Source organism: Pseudomonas sp. S09G 359 (assembly GCF_002843605.1).
GTDB lineage: Bacteria > Pseudomonadota > Gammaproteobacteria > Pseudomonadales > Pseudomonadaceae > Aquipseudomonas.
The window spans coordinates 3087287-3103864 of sequence record NZ_CP025263.1; the positions used below are offsets into that span (position 1 = coordinate 3087287).

Sequence of the window (16578 nt, forward strand, 5' to 3'; positions counted from 1 at the left end):
CACGCCCCTGCGGGTGTGGACTTTTTTGCGTTTTCTCCACGTCAGATCGGGCAAGCAATCGCGTCGATCAGGCAACCGTGGCGTGCCGGGCGCACCGCATACTGCTGAGGACTTACCCAATCGATAAGCGTCACGTGCGCTTTTTTGGAGGACCCTCATGCGTTCGCCTGACCGCAGCACCCAGTTCAGCCAGTTCGTTGAGTTCGTCGTCGACCCACTTCATGTGCAGGATCTGGTAACGGCGTTGATCGCACGCGTCGAGCGCTTCACCTGTCTCTGCCCGGGATTCATCAGCGCGCAGGTGCACGTCAGTGAGGCCGGCGACCGGGTGCTGATGCAACTGTTGTGGCCCTCCAAGCGATACAGCGAGCTGGCGATTGAACGCGCCCAAACGGCTGAGCCCGACCTGTTTCATCTGGCACGCGAGCATCACGCCAGCGCGCTGTTATTCAGCACCTTCAATGCGGTCGCGCAGGTGTGCGCAGTACCGGTTGCCGAAGGTGGGGGGCAATGACGCCTGCGGGGACGCTCAAGTGGGCGCACGTCTTGCCGGCGGAAAGAACCGCGCTGGTGCTGGGGTTCGCCTTTCATTTCTGCGTGCTGGCGAGCTATTACCTGGTGCGGCCTTTGCGCGACGCATTGGGCCTGGAAGGTGGCGCCGACAAATTACAGTGGCTGTTCACCGCGACTTTTGTGGTGATGCTGCTGATGGTTCCGCTGTTCGGCGCGTTGGTATCACGGTTGCCGGCGACGCGGTTTATCCCGCTGATCTATCGATTCGTGGCAGTCACCATGCTGATGTTTGGTGTGTTGATTACGGCAAAAATTGCGCCTGTGCAGGTTGGCCAGGTGTTCTTCGTGTGGATCAGCGTCTACAACCTGTTCATCGTCTCGATTTTCTGGAGCGTGCTGGTCGACCGTTTTTCCAGCGAACAAGGCGTGCGCTTGTTTGGTTTTATTGCGGCGGGCGGGACGCTGGGGACGTTCATCGGCCCACTGCTGGCCGCCACCCTGGCGACCCGGCTTGGGCCCATTGCACTGACGCTGGCGGCAGCATTGCTGCTGGAACTGGCGGTGCGTTGCTATCGGGCATTGTTGCAACGTACCGAAGCGCAGGCGGCCTGCCTGGCGCAAGGGCATCGCCGGATGGGCGGCAGCATGCTCGCCGGCCTCACGCTGATTGCGCGCTCACCTTATCTGCTGGGGCTGGTGCTGTTCATGCTCCTGCACACCACGGCGGCCACTTTTCTGTACTTCGAGCAGGGGCGGATAGTCGCTGGGAGCTACGCGGATGTGGCCAGCAGAACCCAGTTTTTTGCGTTCATCGATCTGATCGTTTCGGCGTTGACCCTGACCTTTCAACTTTTGCTCACCGGACCGTTGATTCGCCGGGTTGGCATCGGCGGTGCACTGGTGGCGCTGCCCATGGTGACGCTGGTGGCATTCACTGCAATGGCGTTGTCACCCGTGCCAGCGACGGTGGCGTTGGCGCAGGGCTTGCGTCGTGCGATTGAATTTTCGGTGGTGCGTCCGGCGCGCGAAGTGCTCTGGACCGTCGTCAGCCGTGAGGAAAAGTACAAGGCCAAGAATGTCATCGAGACCCTGGTGTATCGCGGTGGGGATGCGCTCAGCGGTTGGCTTTCGGTCGGGCTGACTGCAGCGGGCGCCGGGTTTGGCGTTATCGCCGTGTTGATTGTGCCCGTCGCAGGCGTGTGGGGCGGGGTGTGCTATTGGTTGGCAATCCGTCAGCGGCGGATGGCAGCCAAGGCATCAGTTCAATGAACTGATGCCGAATAGGGCAATTATTGTGCGCCGTCCAGCAACCATTGGGCGATTGACTGCGCATCGGCGTCCGACACCTGAGCTTGTGGCGGCATCGGCATCGGCCCCCATTTGCCGCTGCCGCCGGCCTTGATGCTGGCTGCCAGTTGCTCAGCCGTGGTATCGCTGCCAGCGTACTTTTGCGCGATACCCTTCCAGGAAGGGCCTACCACCTGTGCATTGGCTTGATGACAGCCCACGCAAGCGTAACGCTGGACCAGGGCCTGACTCGCCACCGCCTGCGCCGGCCACACGGCGCTGGCCAGTGTGCCGAGTGACAGAGCAAGCGTGGCGAGCATGGCGCTGTGTGCCAGCCGGGGTGCCTCGCGGCCCCCGGGTAATTTCAGGTACTGGTTCAAATGGATTCTCTCTCATCAATCAAAAAAGGCGGTGCAGCCGGCTGCACCGCATTGCTCAGGCGAGCTTGAAGGGCAATTCACGTACAGGCTTGCCGGTGATCTGCGCAATGGCGTTGGCGAACGCTGGAGCCAGCGGCGGCAGGCCAGGTTCGCCCATGCCTGTGGGCGGCTCCGCACTCGGCAGCGTATGCACCGAAAACTCCGGCATATCGGCGATGCGCGGCACGCTGAAGTCGGCAAAATTGCTTTGCTGCACCACACCGTCCTTGAGGGTGATGGCGCCGCCCGGCAGGCACATCGACAGGCCCATCAAGGCTGCGCCCTGTACCTGGGCTTCCACGCTGCGCGGGTTGACCAGCAGGTTGCAATGCACGCCTGCGGTCACATGGTGCAGCACCGGACGGCCGTCCTGTACCGAGGCTTCGACGACATAGGCCACCACCGAACTGAACGACTCATGTACCGCCACACCCCAGGCGCGACCCGCCGGCAGTTGGCGCTTGCCGTACCCACTCTTTTCCACCGCCAATTGCAACGCTGCACTATGGCGCGGGCTTTTGTCGGCAAACAGTTTCAGCCGGTAAGCCACGGGATCCTGCTGGGTGGCTCGGGCAATTTCATCAATCAAGGTCTCCATCACGAACGCGGTATGGGTGGAGCCCACACTGCGCCACCACAGCACTGGAACGTTGAGCTTGGGATGATGCACCGTCAGGCGCATCGGAATCGGATAAGGCTCACGCAGGCCTTCGGTGGCGGTGGGATCAATGCCATTCTTCACCCGCCCACCGAACATGGTGCCCGTCACAATCGACTGCCCGACCAGCACGTGGTCCCAGGCCAGGACGTTGCCGCTGTCGTCGAAACCGATGCGCGCGCGGTGCAGGTGCATGGGGCGGTAGTAGCCGCCCTTGATGTCGTCTTCACGGCTCCACACTGTGCGCACCGGGGCGGTTAACCCCGCTGTTCGTGCCGCCTTGGCCACTTCACAGGCCAGGACCACAATGTCGCAGGTGGCGATGCCGCGCCGGCCGAAACCGCCGCCGGCCGTCTGTACGTTGATCTGTACTTGTTCGGGCTTTAGATTCAGCACGCGTGCGGCCGCCGCGTTGTCGGCACCGGCAAACTGGGTACCGACCCATAACTCGGCGCGGCCCTCTGACAGTTGCACGGTGCAGTTCAACGGCTCCATGGGGGCATGGGCCAGGTACGGAAACACGAACTCGGCTTCGAGGGTGTGCGGCGACGTTGCCAGCGGTGTCATATCCGCATCGAAATGCTGGGGCCCCGGGCGGCCGGCCAGGACTTTGTAGTCGGCCAGTTGCTGCTCGCTGTCGACCTTTTCCACCGCCGCCGTGTCCCACTGAGCATTGAGCGCATCACGCCCCTGTTTGGCCTGCCAATAGCCTTCAGCCACGACCGCCACGCCTTCAGCACCGCCATCAAGCGGCACGCGATAGACCGCTTTTACTCCTCGGATGGCGCGTGCTGCGCGGTCATCCAGAGCCGCCAGCCTGGCGCCGAATACCGGCGGGCGCGCCACCACGGCGGTGAGTTGCTCGGGCAGGCGCATGTCAATCCCGAAATCCTGCTGGCCGCTGCTCTTGGCCTTGGCATCGATGCGCGTCGTAGCCTGGCCAATAATGCGGAAATCCTTGGGGTCCTTGAGGCTGACCTGGTCCGGTACCGGCATTGCCATCGCGGCCTCAGCCAGTTCGCCGTAGCTCGCGGTGCGGCCCCCCGGGCCAAGCACGCGGCCGGCGCGGGTACTCAAACGGGACACGTCGAGGTTCCAGCGCGCCGCCGCAGCTGCCAGCAGCATGGCGCGGGCGCGGGCGCCGAGTTCGCGGTACTGGGTGTAGCTGTTCTTGATGGAATTGGAGCCGCCGGTCAGGTGCATGCCAAAGCGTGGGTCCTGATAGGCGATATCACTGGTGCCGTTGCGACTGCGCACCAGGCTCCAGTCGGCATCCAGTTCTTCGGCAAGAATCATCGGCAAGCCGGTCTGTACGCCCTGGCCGAACTCCAGCCGGTTGATGGTCACCGTCACTTCGCCATTGGAGGCGATCTGTACGAAAGCGTTGGGTTGTTGCGTCGGCTTCAGCGGCTCCACCGCAACGCTGTTGGCCTGCTGCGCCAAGGCCAGGTGAGGAAAGGCGCCCAGGGCCAGGCCGCCGATACCCAGTATCTTCAAGAAACTCCGCCGCGCGTAGGTGGCCGGGCCGTCGACCTGATCGCGCTCCAGCATATGTTGCAAGGCGCGAGGCAGCTCCTCTGGGAAAAGATCATTCAGCATGGGGCTGCTCCTGTCAGGCGAGGGCTTTGGCGGCGTCAGCCACCGCAGCACGGATGCGCACGTAAGTGCCACAGCGACAGATGTTGCCCATCATCGCCGAGTCGATCTCTGCCGCCGTGGGTTGCTTGCCCTTGGGTTGAGCCTTGAGAAAGGCGGTCGCGCTCATGATCTGGCCGCTCTGGCAGTAGCCGCATTGCGCGACGTCGTGTTTGACCCACGCCTCGTGCACGGCCGTGCCGACGGGGTCACTGCCGTTGGTCGCCGCTTCGATAGTGGTGATCCTGCGCCCCTCGGCGGCGGTTATCGGCGTGACGCACGAACGAATCGCCTGGCCATCCAGGTGCACGGTGCACGCGCCGCACAGGGCTGCGCCGCAGCCGAACTTGGTGCCGGTCATGCCCAGCGCGTCGCGCAAGGTCCAGAGAATAGGGGTGCCGGGGTCGACGTCGACGGTGTAGTCACGGCCATTGATATTGAGGACGCTCATCGTTGACAGCTCTCTTGTTGATCAATCGGGTCAGTGTTTTCGACATCAGGCGTGCGACTTGGCGACCGCTGTCACCGGGTCATGCATCAGGCGGCAAATTCAACAAGCGTCGCAATGCCGGCGCGTCGGTGTTGGCTCTGAAGCCGACGCCGCCGCGTTGAAAGCTGCGCGCCGTGGACAGATCGCCGGTGATCACCGGCTCACCGGCGACATCGCGTACCAGCTGTGCAGCAACTTGTAGAGCCTCGGGGTCATTGCTGGCGATGGGCACGCCTAAGGTTTCACCGATACCGCGCGCAGACGCATTCACCGCCGTCGCATCCACCGCACTGAAGGCCCTGACCAAGCGGGTGCCGGGCAAGTACTTGGCCGAGGTTTCGCCAACACCGTTGGCGTAGGCTTCGCGCGAGAGGGGATTGGCTTCATCCGGCGGAGGGTTGGTCGCATCCAGCACTATTTTGCCGCGCAGTTGTGGGGCCAGGTCGCGTCCGAGTTGGGGCAGGGCGTTATAAGGCACCGCAAACAGCACCACCGATCCGAACGCGGCGGCTTGTTGGGGAGTGCCGGCCGACGCGAGCGGGCCGAGTTCCTTGACCATCGCATCAAGCTCTGCCGGGTTGCGTGAGGAGAACATCACGCCATGACCGGCCTTGACCAGCAGTTGGCCGATGGTGCCACCGTGTGAGCCCGCGCCGATGACGGCGATGCGCAGTTTTTCTGTCGCGTTGGCCGTGATGGGGCATAGCCCGAGTGTCCACAATGCAATGAGTGCAAATACGAAGGAGCGTAGAAATAGTGGCATGTGCAGGGTCCTTTTAAACCAGGTGCTGACCGAAGAAACCTGACAATTTGTCGACGGCGGGGCCGACATATTGCGGTTTGTCGTACATGTCGATATGCGTTGCACCGGGCACCAGGTGGAGTTCCTTGGGCTGCTTCGCGTTCTTGTACGCCACTTCGCTGAAGTACAGGCTGTCGGCGTTAGCGCCAGCGATCATCAGCACCGGCCGTGGTGAAATAGTTTCGATCTGATCAAAGGCGAAGAACGCCATTTGTGCGGGCAGGGCGGAGAACACTGAGCGGCCGGGGGCGTTCGGGTGCTGGCCGCGCGGGGTGCGGTAATACTCATAGCCTTCGCGGTACATGACCGGCGTGCTGGGAGTAAAATCCTTGCTTGATTCCGGCACCGTCGCGGTCAGCCGAATCGGCTCACCACGCGCCTCGCGACTGCGTTGCGCCGAGGCGTCCTGCAGCATTTTCATCCGCTCCTCATAGCTACGGGCATTGGCCAGGCCGTTGCGGCGCAGGTCACCAATATCCGCGGCGCTGACGGTGGCTACGGCTTTGATGCGTTGCTCTGTCTGCGCGGCGTTCAGCACATAGCCACCGCCCCCGCAGATGCCCAGGGAGCCGATGCGATTGGCATTTACTTGGGCCAATGTGTTGAGGAAGTCCACCGAACTGCTGATGTCATCGACGCGCGCGGTAGGCAGTTCCATCAAGCGTGGCTCACCGCCGCTGTCGCCCTGGTAAGAGGCGTCGTAAGCCAAGGTGATAAAGCCCTGTTGGGCCAGGCGCAGCGCGTACAGGCCGGCGGTTTGCTCTTTGACGCCGCCGATGGGGTGAGTGATGACAATGGCGGGGTACTGCTTGTTGGCATCAAAGTGGGCGGGTTTGAACAGGTTGGCAGTGATATGACTGCCCGTATTGCGGTTGGGGTAGCTCACACGCTCGATCGCGACACCCTGTGGGTCAGGCTGGCCAATGACGGTAAGGCCGGAGGCGGCTTTGGTTTGAGCAGACGCCAGGCCTGGTGCGAGCAACCCAGACCCGGCAATCGCAACACTGCACAGCGCGACTGCTGAGGTACCAATGAAAATACGGCGATTTTCGTCTACGTCACTTCTTTTCATGGCTGACTCCGGGGGGCGGCATGGGGGTGGAGAGTAAAAAAGTATAAGTGGGCACCCTGGTCGCTCGTTTGCTCAAACGGTGGAGATGATTGCCTGATATGGCGATATTGAGTGGCTGTCTCGACTGTGCAAACAGCCGGGCAGCAAACATCTTGAATCAGGCAATGATGCCGCTGGATAAGGCAATTTCAGGCGCGATTAACTTTTCATACTCACCGGTGCCAAGGCTTTCCCGACCCGTGTGAGTAGGTTTTATGAATAACAACGCAATTCGATTTGCCTGTAACGGCTGCGGCGTTTGCTGCAAGGGCCGCCTGATTCCCCTGACATTGAGTGAAACCCGGCAATGGTTGCTGCGAGGCCACGATGTGGCTGTGCTGCTGGAGGCGTTCGATGAATCGACCTGGGCAGCGCAGCCCGGCGAATACGCCCACAGCGCGAAGCGTGCTGTTGAAGTGGTGAGTGGGCGTGCCCCCGTTCGTGTCGTTGCGGTCATGGCCGCAAATGCGCTCGGGCAGTGCCCGAACCTGGGTGCGGATGATCGGTGCGGTATTTATGACCAGCGGCCGCTGGTGTGCCGTATCTATCCGATGGAAATCAACCCGTTCATAGCCTTGCGCCCTGAAAACAAGGCCTGTGCGCCGCAGGTATGGGAAACGGGTGAGGTGTTGTTCACAGACCGGATCGTCGACCCGCTGCTGCATGACCAGGTCGAACGCTCACGACAAGCCGACCGCGACGATGCCGAGGCAAAGATCGCCGTGTGTGAAGATCTGGGGCTGAACGTTGCGGCGTGGAAAGGCAATGCGCTGGCGGTGTATCTACCCGCGCACGCAACCCTGCTGGCGGCGATCAATCGCTACGATGCGGGGCAGCACTCGCCAACCGCGGCGGCGTGGAAGGTGCGGGCGGATGACGACACCTTGCGCGCGCAACTTGATGCGCTCGGTGTGGCATTGGCTGAGCAAAACCAGGCTGATTATATTTTTCACCGGGTCTAGAAGGGTGACAGGCGACGCAAGGGCGTCGCCTTTCACGTTCACGTCAGGAGTCGATCAGGCCAAGTGCCGCTTGGTGCAGGCGCTGACCTTGTACGGGGATGCGCGCGAGCGCCTCTTCAATGGTGCGCAGGTCCTGCTCGGTCAGCCGAACCGTCGTTGCCCCGAGGTTTTCTTCCAGTCGATGCAATTTTGTCGTGCCGGGTATCGGCACGATCCAGGGCTTGCGTGCCAGCAACCAGGCCAAGGCGAGTTGGGCCGGGGTTGCATCCTTGTCTACGGCGATGCGCTTCAAGGCATCCACCAGCGCCCCATTTGCCAAGCGCGCCTCGGTTGAAAAGCGTGGCACCGCACTGCGGAAATCACTCTCGTCAATTTTGGTCTCGGCGGTAATGGCGCCCGTCAGGAAGCCCGCACCCAGTGGGCTCCATGGCACAAAACCAATACCCAGTTCTTCGCATGCCGCGAGTACGCCGTTATGTTCGACATCCCGAGTCCACAGGGAGTATTCGCTCTGCACCGCAGCCACCGGTTGAGTCGAATGCGCGCGGCGAATGGTCGGCGCGCTCGCCTCGGACAGGCCCCAATGCTTGACCTTGCCTTGGGCGATCAACTCACCGACCGCACCTGCAACGTCTTCAATGGGTACGTTGGGATCGACCCGATGCTGGTAGAGCAGGTCAATCTTTTCCACCTTCAGCCGCGCCAGCATCCCGTCCACGGCCTTGCGCAAGGTGTCGGGGCGACTGTCCAGGCCGTAACGCGATCCGTCCGGGTTCAAGCCGAAGCCGAACTTGGTCGCGATGTGTACGTTATCGCCATAGGTGACGAGGGCATCGCCCACCAGTGATTCATTGATAAACGGGCCATAGACCTCCGCAGTATCGAAGAGGGTAACGCCGCATTCGACCGCAGCGTGGATCATGCGCACGCCCGCTGCCTTGTCCAACGGTTGGCCGTAGGTGGTATTCAACCCCATGCAGCCGTAACCGAGTTCTGAAACCACCAGCCCATTGGTACCGAGTGTCCTGGTTTTCATGCCGTTCTCCGCTGTTGATTCGCATAAGCGCGCCTGCCTTTTCCAACCGCAGTGCGCACCGCCCGGCACGCCAGCGCGTGCAAGAAACGTGTCTATGTTGGGCGCCTTTCCTGTTGGCTATATGCCCGATTCGGGGGAAGCCTTGCCTGAACTGACGATTATTCAACGACCGCGAGAAAATCAGCCCTGACGGGCTCGAAGTTCGCCGGAACAGGCAGTATTTGCCTTGAATCGGGCAAGTCGCGAGTTGGCTGCAACGCCGAAGATAGGCGCGCTTTAAACCGCCCGCGTTGAACCGGAGTGATACATGTCGAAGTTTTTCATTGAACGCCCGATTTTTGCGTGGGTGCTGGCCCTGATTGTCATGCTGGTGGGCACGTTGTCGATTCTTAACCTGCCCATCAACCAATACCCCACCATCGCGGCGCCCGCTGTTGCAATTCAGGTCAACTACCCGGGGGCTTCGGCCCAAACCGTGCAGGACACCGTGGTGCAGGTGATCGAACAGCAAATGAACGGTATCGATAACCTTCGCTACATCGCGTCGGAGAGTAACTCCGATGGCAGCATGCGGATTATCGTGACCTTCAACCAGGGCACCGACTCGGACATTGCCCAGGTCCAGGTGCAGAACAAGCTCAACCTCGCGTCGCCGCTACTGCCACGCGAGGTGCAACAACAGGGCTTGCGGGTCACCAAGTTCCAACAAAACTTCATGATGTTTATCGGGCTGGTGTCCACTGACGGTCAATACACCAAGGAAGACCTGTCCAACTACATCGTTTCGAACATTCAGGACCCGATTTCCAGAACCTCTGGCGTGGGTGATTTCCAGGTGTGGGGCACTCAATACGCGATGCGTGTGTGGCTCGATCCTGCCCGGCTCAACCAGTTCCAGCTGACGCCGGTGGATGTGACGCAAGCGATCGAAGCGCAGAACGTGCAGGTTGCTTCAGGTGCGATTGGCGGCCTGCCTGCGCGCAGTGGCACGGTGTTCACTGCGACCATCATCGGCAAGACGCGCCTGCAAACCTCAGAGCAGTTCGGGGACATCCTGCTGAAAGTCAACGCCGACGGTTCCCAGGTGCGCCTCAGTGATGTGGCAAGCATTGGCCTGGGCAGCGAGAACTACAGCATTGACGCACAAAGTAATGGCCGGCCCGCGTCGGGCATTGCGATTCGATTGGCCACTGGCGCCAACGCGCTGGACACGGCCAAAGCCATCCGTGCGACAGTGGATCGCTTGAAGCCTTTTTTCCCGGTCGGGGTCGAGGCGATTTACCCCTATGACACGACTCCGGTGGTCACTGAGTCGATCAAGGGCGTGGTCTACACGCTGATGGAGGCGGTGGTACTGGTGTTTCTGGTGATGTTGCTGTTTTTGCAGAACCTGCGTGCCACGATCATCACCACCATGACGGTGCCAGTAGTCCTCCTGGGAACCTTCGGGATACTGGCTGCGGCGGGGTTTTCGATCAACACACTGACCATGTTCGGCATGATCCTGGCCATTGGTTTGCTGGTGGATGACGCCATCGTCGTGGTCGAAAACGTCGAACGGGTCATGGCCGAGGAGCATTTGTCGCCCAAGGCCGCCACGCGCAAATCGATGCAGCAGATCCAGGGCGCCCTGATTGGTATCGCGCTGGTGCTGTCGGCGGTATTGCTGCCGATGGCGTTCTTCGGCGGTTCCACCGGGGTGATCTACCGTCAATTCTCGATCACGATTGTTTCGGCCATGGTGCTCTCGGTGTTCGTGGCCTTGATCTTTACGCCGGCATTGTGCGCAACGATGCTCAAGCCGATTGATCCACGTGAGCACGGCAAGCCCAAACGCGGCTTTTTCGGCTGGTTCAACCGCGGCTTCGATGCCTTTGTAAATGGCTACGAGCGTGGGGTGGGCCAGATCATCCGTAACAAGGTGCCGGGCTTTGTGGTGTACCTGGTGATTGTAGCCGGCATGGTCTGGTTGTTTACGCGCATTCCCGCCTCGTTCTTGCCCGCCGAAGATCAGGGTGTGATCTTTACGCAGGTGCAGACACCGGCCAACAGTTCGGCCGAAACCACGCAAAAGGTCCTCGACCGCATGACTGGGTTTCTACTCGACACGCAGCAGGGTGAGGGCAAGGCCGTGAGTTCGGTGTTTACCATCAATGGTTTCAACTTTGCCGGCCGAGGACAGAACTCAGGGATTGCGTTCGTACTGCTCAAACCCTGGGATGAGCGCGACAGTGACAACACGGTGTTCAACGTTGCACAGCGTGCGCAACAGGCGTTCTCGAAGTACCGCGACGCGATGGTGTTCGCCATTGTGCCGCCCTCCGTGCGGGAGCTGGGTAATGCCACGGGGTTTGACTTCTACCTGCAAGATCAAGACAACGTTGGTCATGAAAAGCTCATGGAAGCGCGTGGCAGGTTCATTGAGCTGGCCGCGCAAAGCCCGATCCTCGCGGCCGTTCGGCCCAATGGCCTGACCGATGAACCGCAGTACCACCTGACCATCGACGATGAACGCGCGCGGGCCATGGGGATTTCCCTTACCGACATCAACACCACGCTGTCGGTGGCTTATGGGAGCAGTTACGTCAACGACTTCATTGACCGTGGCAGGGTCAAGCGGGTGTACGTGCAGGGTGACCCGGACTCACGTAACTCGGCCGAAGACCTGTCCAAATGGTTTGTGCGTAACAGCCAGGGCCGAATGGTGCCGTTCTCGGCATTTGCCAGCGCCGAGTGGGGGTACGGTTCGCCGAAATTGTCACGCTACAACGGCGTACCCGCCGAGCAGATTCTCGGTACGCCTGCGCCCGGTTACAGCTCGGGGCAGGCCATGGACGAAGTCGAGCGTATCGCTGCAGAGCTGCCGCCAGGTGTGGGCATCTCGTTCACTGGCCTGTCTTATGAAGAGCGCCTTTCCGGCTCGCAGGCGCCGGCTTTGTATGCGTTATCAATACTGGTGGTGTTTCTGTGTCTGGCGGCGCTCTATGAAAGCTGGACGATTCCGATCGCGGTGATGTTGGTGGTGCCCCTTGGCGTGATCGGCGCCTTGATGGCCACCGCCATGCGCGGGTTGTCCAACGACGTGTTCTTCCAGGTCGGGCTGTTGGTGACGGTGGGGCTGGCGGCAAAAAACGCGATTCTGATCGTTGAGTTCGCCAAGGAGCTGCATGAGAAAGGTAAACCGCTGCTCGAAGCCACTGTCGAGGCAAGTCGCATGCGTTTGCGCCCGATCATCATGACCTCAATGGCTTTTATCCTCGGCGTGCTGCCGCTGACCATTTCCAGTGGTGCCGGCTCCGGTAGCCAGCACGCGATCGGTACCGGCGTGATCGGCGGCATGATCACCGCCACGGTGCTGGCAGTTTTTTGGGTGCCGCTGTTCTTCGTCGCCGTGTCGTCGTTGTTCAAAGGCAAGCCTGTGCAGCCGCGTGACACGGCGACGGAAGATGTGGCAGAGCGCTGAAACGCTCAGAAGTCCAGCGTCACCCCGCTATACAACGCGCGCCCGTCGCCGGGTGAATGCAGCGAGGCCTGCGCGCCGTCGGGGTCGTACCAGACATACTCGTAATAGCGGTTGGTGAGGTTCTTCAGTTGCAGGTCAACGCTTAGCGACTCAGAAACGCGGTACGTCGCCCCCAGGTTCATCAAGACGTAGCCGCCGTACGTGCCCTGGGTGTTCTCGCGTTCCAGATAGTAATTCGTCTGGCCGTTCATCCAGGCGCTGAGTTGCAGCGCAGGCGTGGCCTGGTAGCTGATGCCGGCGTTGTACAGGTGGTGGGGGATGTGGTCGATTTCCCGGCCTTTGCTGTTTGGCAATGTCGCGCTGGGCTGGAGGATTTTCGAGTACTGCCAGGCGTAGGCCATCCAGATCTCGGTGCGCTCATTGGGGTGCAGGTTCAACTGGGCGTCGTAGCCCCAGCGGCGGGTCTCGCCGACGTTATCCGACTCGCCACTCGGGTCGTTGAGCCGCCGGCTGACTTCGCCACTGGCCTCCTGCTGCCAATAAGCCACGCGGCCGTCGATCCAGTCAGCGGGGGTGAACTTGATCCCGGTCTCCCACCCTTCATTGATGGACGGCGCCAGGTCGGTATCCCTCGGCGGAATCTTGTAGGCCGCCGCGCCGGTGCCGACCTGGAACGTACGCCCCCAGTTGGCATACACACTGGCCACCTTCCAGGGTGAATACACCACGCTGAGCTTGGGCTGTTTGATCAGCCCGTAGTCGTTGATGGCGTAGTCCTGGCCGGTCATCTGGTCTGTGAAGTCACCCTGGATCTTGTCGACCCGGTACGCCGGGATAATTTTGAGCGACTCGAAGGGTTTGATCTCGGCCTGGAGGTAGGTGCCGTAAGTGTCGAAGTCAAATCGCTGGTCGCGGGTTTGTGCCAGGCGCGCGCGGTCCCGGGTGCGGTAGCGTTCGCTGGTGTTCTGTTGCTGTTGCACATCTGCGCCGCCTTCCAGGGCGAAGTCGTAAAGCCAGCTGACCTGCGGCCGCCAGGTCAGGGAGGTGAGGGCGCCATACTGGGTTTCGTAGGCGTCGCGCTCCTGCTGGGCGCTGGTGCGCCAGTATTGGGTCCAGCGTCGGTCATCGAAGGTGTTGACGTAGGTTTTCGCCGACCAGGCCAGGTGCTCGGCCAACTCGGTGTCGAAATGCACGCTGAGCTGGTTCATCCGCCGCGTGCCTTGGTCGGTGGCGTTGTAGCTGTTGGTCATGGTTGGGTGGCGGTGCGCATCGTCTTCGCTCAAGTAGCCGGGCTCCTGTGCCTCGGTTTCGTAGTGACGGGCGATCAGTCCGATGCGGTAGCTGTCGTCGTCCGGGGTGTAGAACCATTTTCCGGACAGCGAAAACCTGTCCGCCTGCGCGTGATCGCGGTAACCGTCGGACTGCTGATACGCGAAGAAGTAATTCTGCGTCCAGTTGCTGCCCTCGATGCCTTTGGCGAGTTGCGCCTCCTGGGTGTTGTAACTGCCGTAGCGCAGCCGTGCCTTGGTGTACTCGCCGCCGGTGCGCGTAAGCATGTTCACGTTGCCGGCGATGTTGTTCAGGCCATAGCGAGCATCGCTGGTGCCGCGCACCACTTCGATGCTGTCCAGTTCCAGCGGGAAAATCATGTCCATAAAGGGCATGTTGCCGTCATTGCTGTTGCTCGGAATGCCATCGATCAGCAGCTTCACCGCATTCACTTCGCCTTCGCCGTTGAAGCCGCGAAACGAGATCTTGCCGGAAGTGGTGCCTTGATTGAACTCGGTGAGCATCACCCCCGGCGCGCGGCTGAACAGCTCCCAGCTGTAGTTGACCGGCATTTTCTCGAGAATGTCGGCGCCGAGAATATCCACCGAACTGAGCACACTGGCGGTGCTTAAGGGGCCGCTGCTGGCGGATGAGCCCTGGACCGTCACGGTGCCGAGGGTGAGGGTGGAATCTTCAGTAGTAGCGGCGGTGGCGAACGGGTGAAACGTGAACAGGCCGGTTGAAAGCAGCGGCCACAGGTAACGCGAACCCGGGCGACGCTTGGCGCCGGGCACACAGGATGGAGCAGGCATGAGGCAAACCTCTTGATGACCAAAAGACGAACACAACGGATGTGAGGTCGATCAGGCCACAGGCGAGGCGCGGGGGCTCAGGTTCGGCCAGCGAATCCTGGGATGCAGTGCTGGCAGGGGCGGGTTGTCGAGGAGCGTATCCGGCGTGAAGCGTGGCAGCCAATGCCGATAGTAGTCAGACGGCAGCGCGGCCAGGCCCGCATGGCCACAGCAGCAGTCGCTGTGTTTCATCGCGGTTTTTGCCGGGCCTGACTGCATCGGGTCGATCAGCTTGGCAAACCCTGGCGGCAGGGCTTGCGAGCCACCTGCCGAGCAAAAACCGCCCCACAGCATCAGGCCGACGTCCGGCGGCTGCATTGCGCGGCTCAGCGGCATGGCCAGCATGTTCAGCAACAGGGCCATGCAGGCGAGCCAGGGGCTTATGCGTTTGAACGTGACCATCACGGATGTCGAGGCAAAAGGGGCGTGTATTTAGCCGCAGTCAAGGCGTGAAGTAAAACGCGCTATTTTGCCGCAGGCCCGGCGAGCGCAGTGTTGGTAGCGCAACAGCGGTTCAATAAAGTGTTCGATTGCCCAAGCCGCAATGTGGCAGTGGGCTTGCCCGCGATAGCGTCATATCAGCCGACACAGGCATTGGCTGACACACGGCTATCGCGGGCAAGCCTGCTTCCACATTCGCGCTCTGACGGCTTGGCATGAATTGTGTTGTCACCCCACTGGCGCTGACCCGACAACGGGAGGGAAACCCCTACCTTTCATAAGAAACCACACCCATGCACAACGTCTTGCAACGCACCGTCATCGCCAGCCTGCTGGCCCTCGGGGCCCTGGGCGGGCCCTTGTCTACCGTGGCCCAGGCCGCCAACGATCAACAGTTCATCCCGCTGGCCACCTACCGGGTCGGCGCGTATGCCTCCAGCGGGATTCCGTGGTGGGCAGGGGAGATCGATTACTTCCGCTACATCAACGAGGTCGAAGGCGGCGTGAACGGCGTCAAACTGGTCTGGCAGGAATGTGAGACGGAATGGAAGACCGACCGCATCATCGAATGCTACGAACGCTACAAGACCGGCCTGGATGGCGCGCCGACCGGGTTCTTCTTCACCCATAGCACGCCGGCGTCCTATGCCTTGATGGACCGCGCCGCCGTTGACCATATCCCGCTGATCGACGGCGCGGGCGGGCGCACCGAATCTACCGACGGCCGTGTGTTTCCCTATGCGTTCCCGTTGTTGCTCAACTACTACGGCCAGGCGTCGGTGGGGATTAATTATATTGCCCAGCGCGAGGGCGGCCTGGACAAGCTCAAGGGCAAGAAGATCGTCACGGTTTACCACGACTCCGCCTACGGCCGTGAAACCCAGGCGGCGATGCAGTTACTGGCTGAAAAGTACGGCTTCGAGAATATCCAGATCCCCGTGGCGGACCCCGGCAGCGAGCAATCCACCCAATGGCGCCAGGTGCGTCAGCTCAACCCGGATTGGGTGTTCCTGCGCACCTGGGGCGTGTCGACCCCGGTGGCGATCAAGACCGCCGTGCGTTTCGGCGTGCCCGTGGACCGCCTGATCGGTGATGTGTGGGCCGGTTCCGAAGCCGACGTGATTCCCGCCGGCACCGCTGCCAAGGGCTACCAGGCACTGGCGCCGTTCCCCGGTGGCGACAACTTTGACATCCATAAAAAGCTCAAGCAGTTCATCCTCGATCCCGGCAAGAGCAACCTCAAGGACACCAGCTACTTCGGCAAAGTCTACTACAACATCGGCTTGATCAATGCGGCGATTGCCGTCGAAGCACTGCGCACCGGCCAGGCCAAGTTCGGCAACCGGGCACTGAACGGCGAGGAAACGCGCTGGGCGTTCGAACACCTGGATATCGACGCCGCGCGCCTCAAGGCCATGGGCTTCGAAGGGTTGTTGGCGCCCTTGAAGCTGTCCTGCGCCGACCATGAGGGCGGCGGTTCAGCCCGGGTGCAGCAGTGGGATGGGCAGAAGTGGGTGCTGGTGACCGACTGGCTGCAAGCCGACCGCGCCACCCTGCGTCCGTTGATCGAGGCCAAGTCTGCCGCGTATGCCCAGGAGAAGGGCATCACGGCGCGTGACTGTGCCGCCGAGTAAAGCGCCG

At 61.3% G+C, this 16578-nt stretch carries 13 protein-coding genes; 5 read left to right on the forward strand and 8 right to left on the reverse strand.

Features of this window, described 5'->3' with window-relative positions:
* The first annotated feature begins 157 nt into the window (after nucleotides 1-157).
* Nucleotides 158-514 (forward strand): antibiotic biosynthesis monooxygenase, encoded by a 357-nt coding sequence (locus CXQ82_RS13810; protein ID WP_101269828.1) that lies wholly within the window; start codon nucleotides 158-160, stop codon nucleotides 512-514.
* Nucleotides 511-1782: an NTP/NDP exchange transporter gene (locus CXQ82_RS13815; RefSeq protein ID WP_101269830.1), complete on the forward strand. Its 1272-nt coding sequence runs from the start codon at nucleotides 511-513 to the stop codon at nucleotides 1780-1782. The genes CXQ82_RS13810 and CXQ82_RS13815 overlap by 4 nt, the downstream gene beginning before the upstream one ends.
* 20 nt (nucleotides 1783-1802) lie before the next feature.
* On the opposite strand, the gene CXQ82_RS13820 is transcribed toward CXQ82_RS13815, so the two are convergent.
* The 5 genes from CXQ82_RS13820 to CXQ82_RS13840 form a co-directional block, all read right to left on the reverse strand.
* Nucleotides 1803-2120, reverse strand: a complete 318-nt coding sequence (locus CXQ82_RS13820; RefSeq protein WP_101269833.1) for a c-type cytochrome — start codon at nucleotides 2118-2120, stop codon at nucleotides 1803-1805.
* A gap of 115 nt (nucleotides 2121-2235) precedes the next feature.
* The gene (locus CXQ82_RS13825) at nucleotides 2236-4476 is read right to left on the reverse strand and encodes a xanthine dehydrogenase family protein molybdopterin-binding subunit (RefSeq protein ID WP_101269836.1); all 2241 of its coding nucleotides are present in this window, start codon (nucleotides 4474-4476) and stop codon (nucleotides 2236-2238) included.
* 13 nt (nucleotides 4477-4489) lie between these two features.
* Entirely contained in the window at nucleotides 4490-4963 is a 474-nt protein-coding gene (locus CXQ82_RS13830; RefSeq protein WP_101269839.1) for a (2Fe-2S)-binding protein, read from the reverse strand.
* A 79-nt stretch (nucleotides 4964-5042) separates the two neighbouring features.
* On the reverse strand, nucleotides 5043-5765 hold the full coding sequence (locus CXQ82_RS13835) for an NADPH-dependent F420 reductase (RefSeq protein WP_101269841.1): 723 nt from the start codon (nucleotides 5763-5765) through the stop codon (nucleotides 5043-5045).
* A gap of 13 nt (nucleotides 5766-5778) precedes the next feature.
* The gene (locus CXQ82_RS13840) at nucleotides 5779-6876 is read right to left on the reverse strand and encodes an alpha/beta hydrolase (protein WP_101269843.1); all 1098 of its coding nucleotides are present in this window, start codon (nucleotides 6874-6876) and stop codon (nucleotides 5779-5781) included.
* A gap of 254 nt (nucleotides 6877-7130) precedes the next feature.
* Here CXQ82_RS13840 and CXQ82_RS13845 point away from each other — a divergent pair, with 254 nt between their 5' ends.
* Nucleotides 7131-7877: a YkgJ family cysteine cluster protein gene (locus tag CXQ82_RS13845; protein ID WP_101269845.1), complete on the forward strand. Its 747-nt coding sequence runs from the start codon at nucleotides 7131-7133 to the stop codon at nucleotides 7875-7877.
* A gap of 43 nt (nucleotides 7878-7920) precedes the next feature.
* Here the strand turns inward: CXQ82_RS13845 and CXQ82_RS13850 are convergent, their stop codons facing one another.
* Entirely contained in the window at nucleotides 7921-8913 is a 993-nt protein-coding gene (locus CXQ82_RS13850) for an aldo/keto reductase (protein ID WP_101269847.1), read from the reverse strand.
* A 307-nt stretch (nucleotides 8914-9220) separates the two neighbouring features.
* Between CXQ82_RS13850 and CXQ82_RS13855 the strand changes: the two genes are divergently transcribed.
* Nucleotides 9221-12376, forward strand: a complete 3156-nt coding sequence (locus CXQ82_RS13855) for an efflux RND transporter permease subunit (protein ID WP_101269849.1) — start codon at nucleotides 9221-9223, stop codon at nucleotides 12374-12376.
* Between the two features lie 5 nt (nucleotides 12377-12381).
* On the opposite strand, the gene CXQ82_RS13860 is transcribed toward CXQ82_RS13855, so the two are convergent.
* Both CXQ82_RS13860 and CXQ82_RS13865 read right to left on the reverse strand, forming a co-directional pair.
* Nucleotides 12382-14457, reverse strand: a complete 2076-nt coding sequence (locus CXQ82_RS13860; protein WP_101269851.1) for a TonB-dependent receptor — start codon at nucleotides 14455-14457, stop codon at nucleotides 12382-12384.
* A gap of 51 nt (nucleotides 14458-14508) precedes the next feature.
* The gene (locus CXQ82_RS13865; RefSeq protein ID WP_101269853.1) at nucleotides 14509-14898 is read right to left on the reverse strand and encodes a DUF2946 family protein; all 390 of its coding nucleotides are present in this window, start codon (nucleotides 14896-14898) and stop codon (nucleotides 14509-14511) included.
* Nucleotides 14899-15230: 332 nt separating this feature from the next.
* On the opposite strand from CXQ82_RS13865, the gene CXQ82_RS13870 reads away from it, so the two are divergent.
* On the forward strand, nucleotides 15231-16571 hold the full coding sequence (locus tag CXQ82_RS13870; RefSeq protein WP_101269855.1) for an ABC transporter substrate-binding protein: 1341 nt from the start codon (nucleotides 15231-15233) through the stop codon (nucleotides 16569-16571).
* Nucleotides 16572-16578 lie beyond the last annotated feature (7 nt).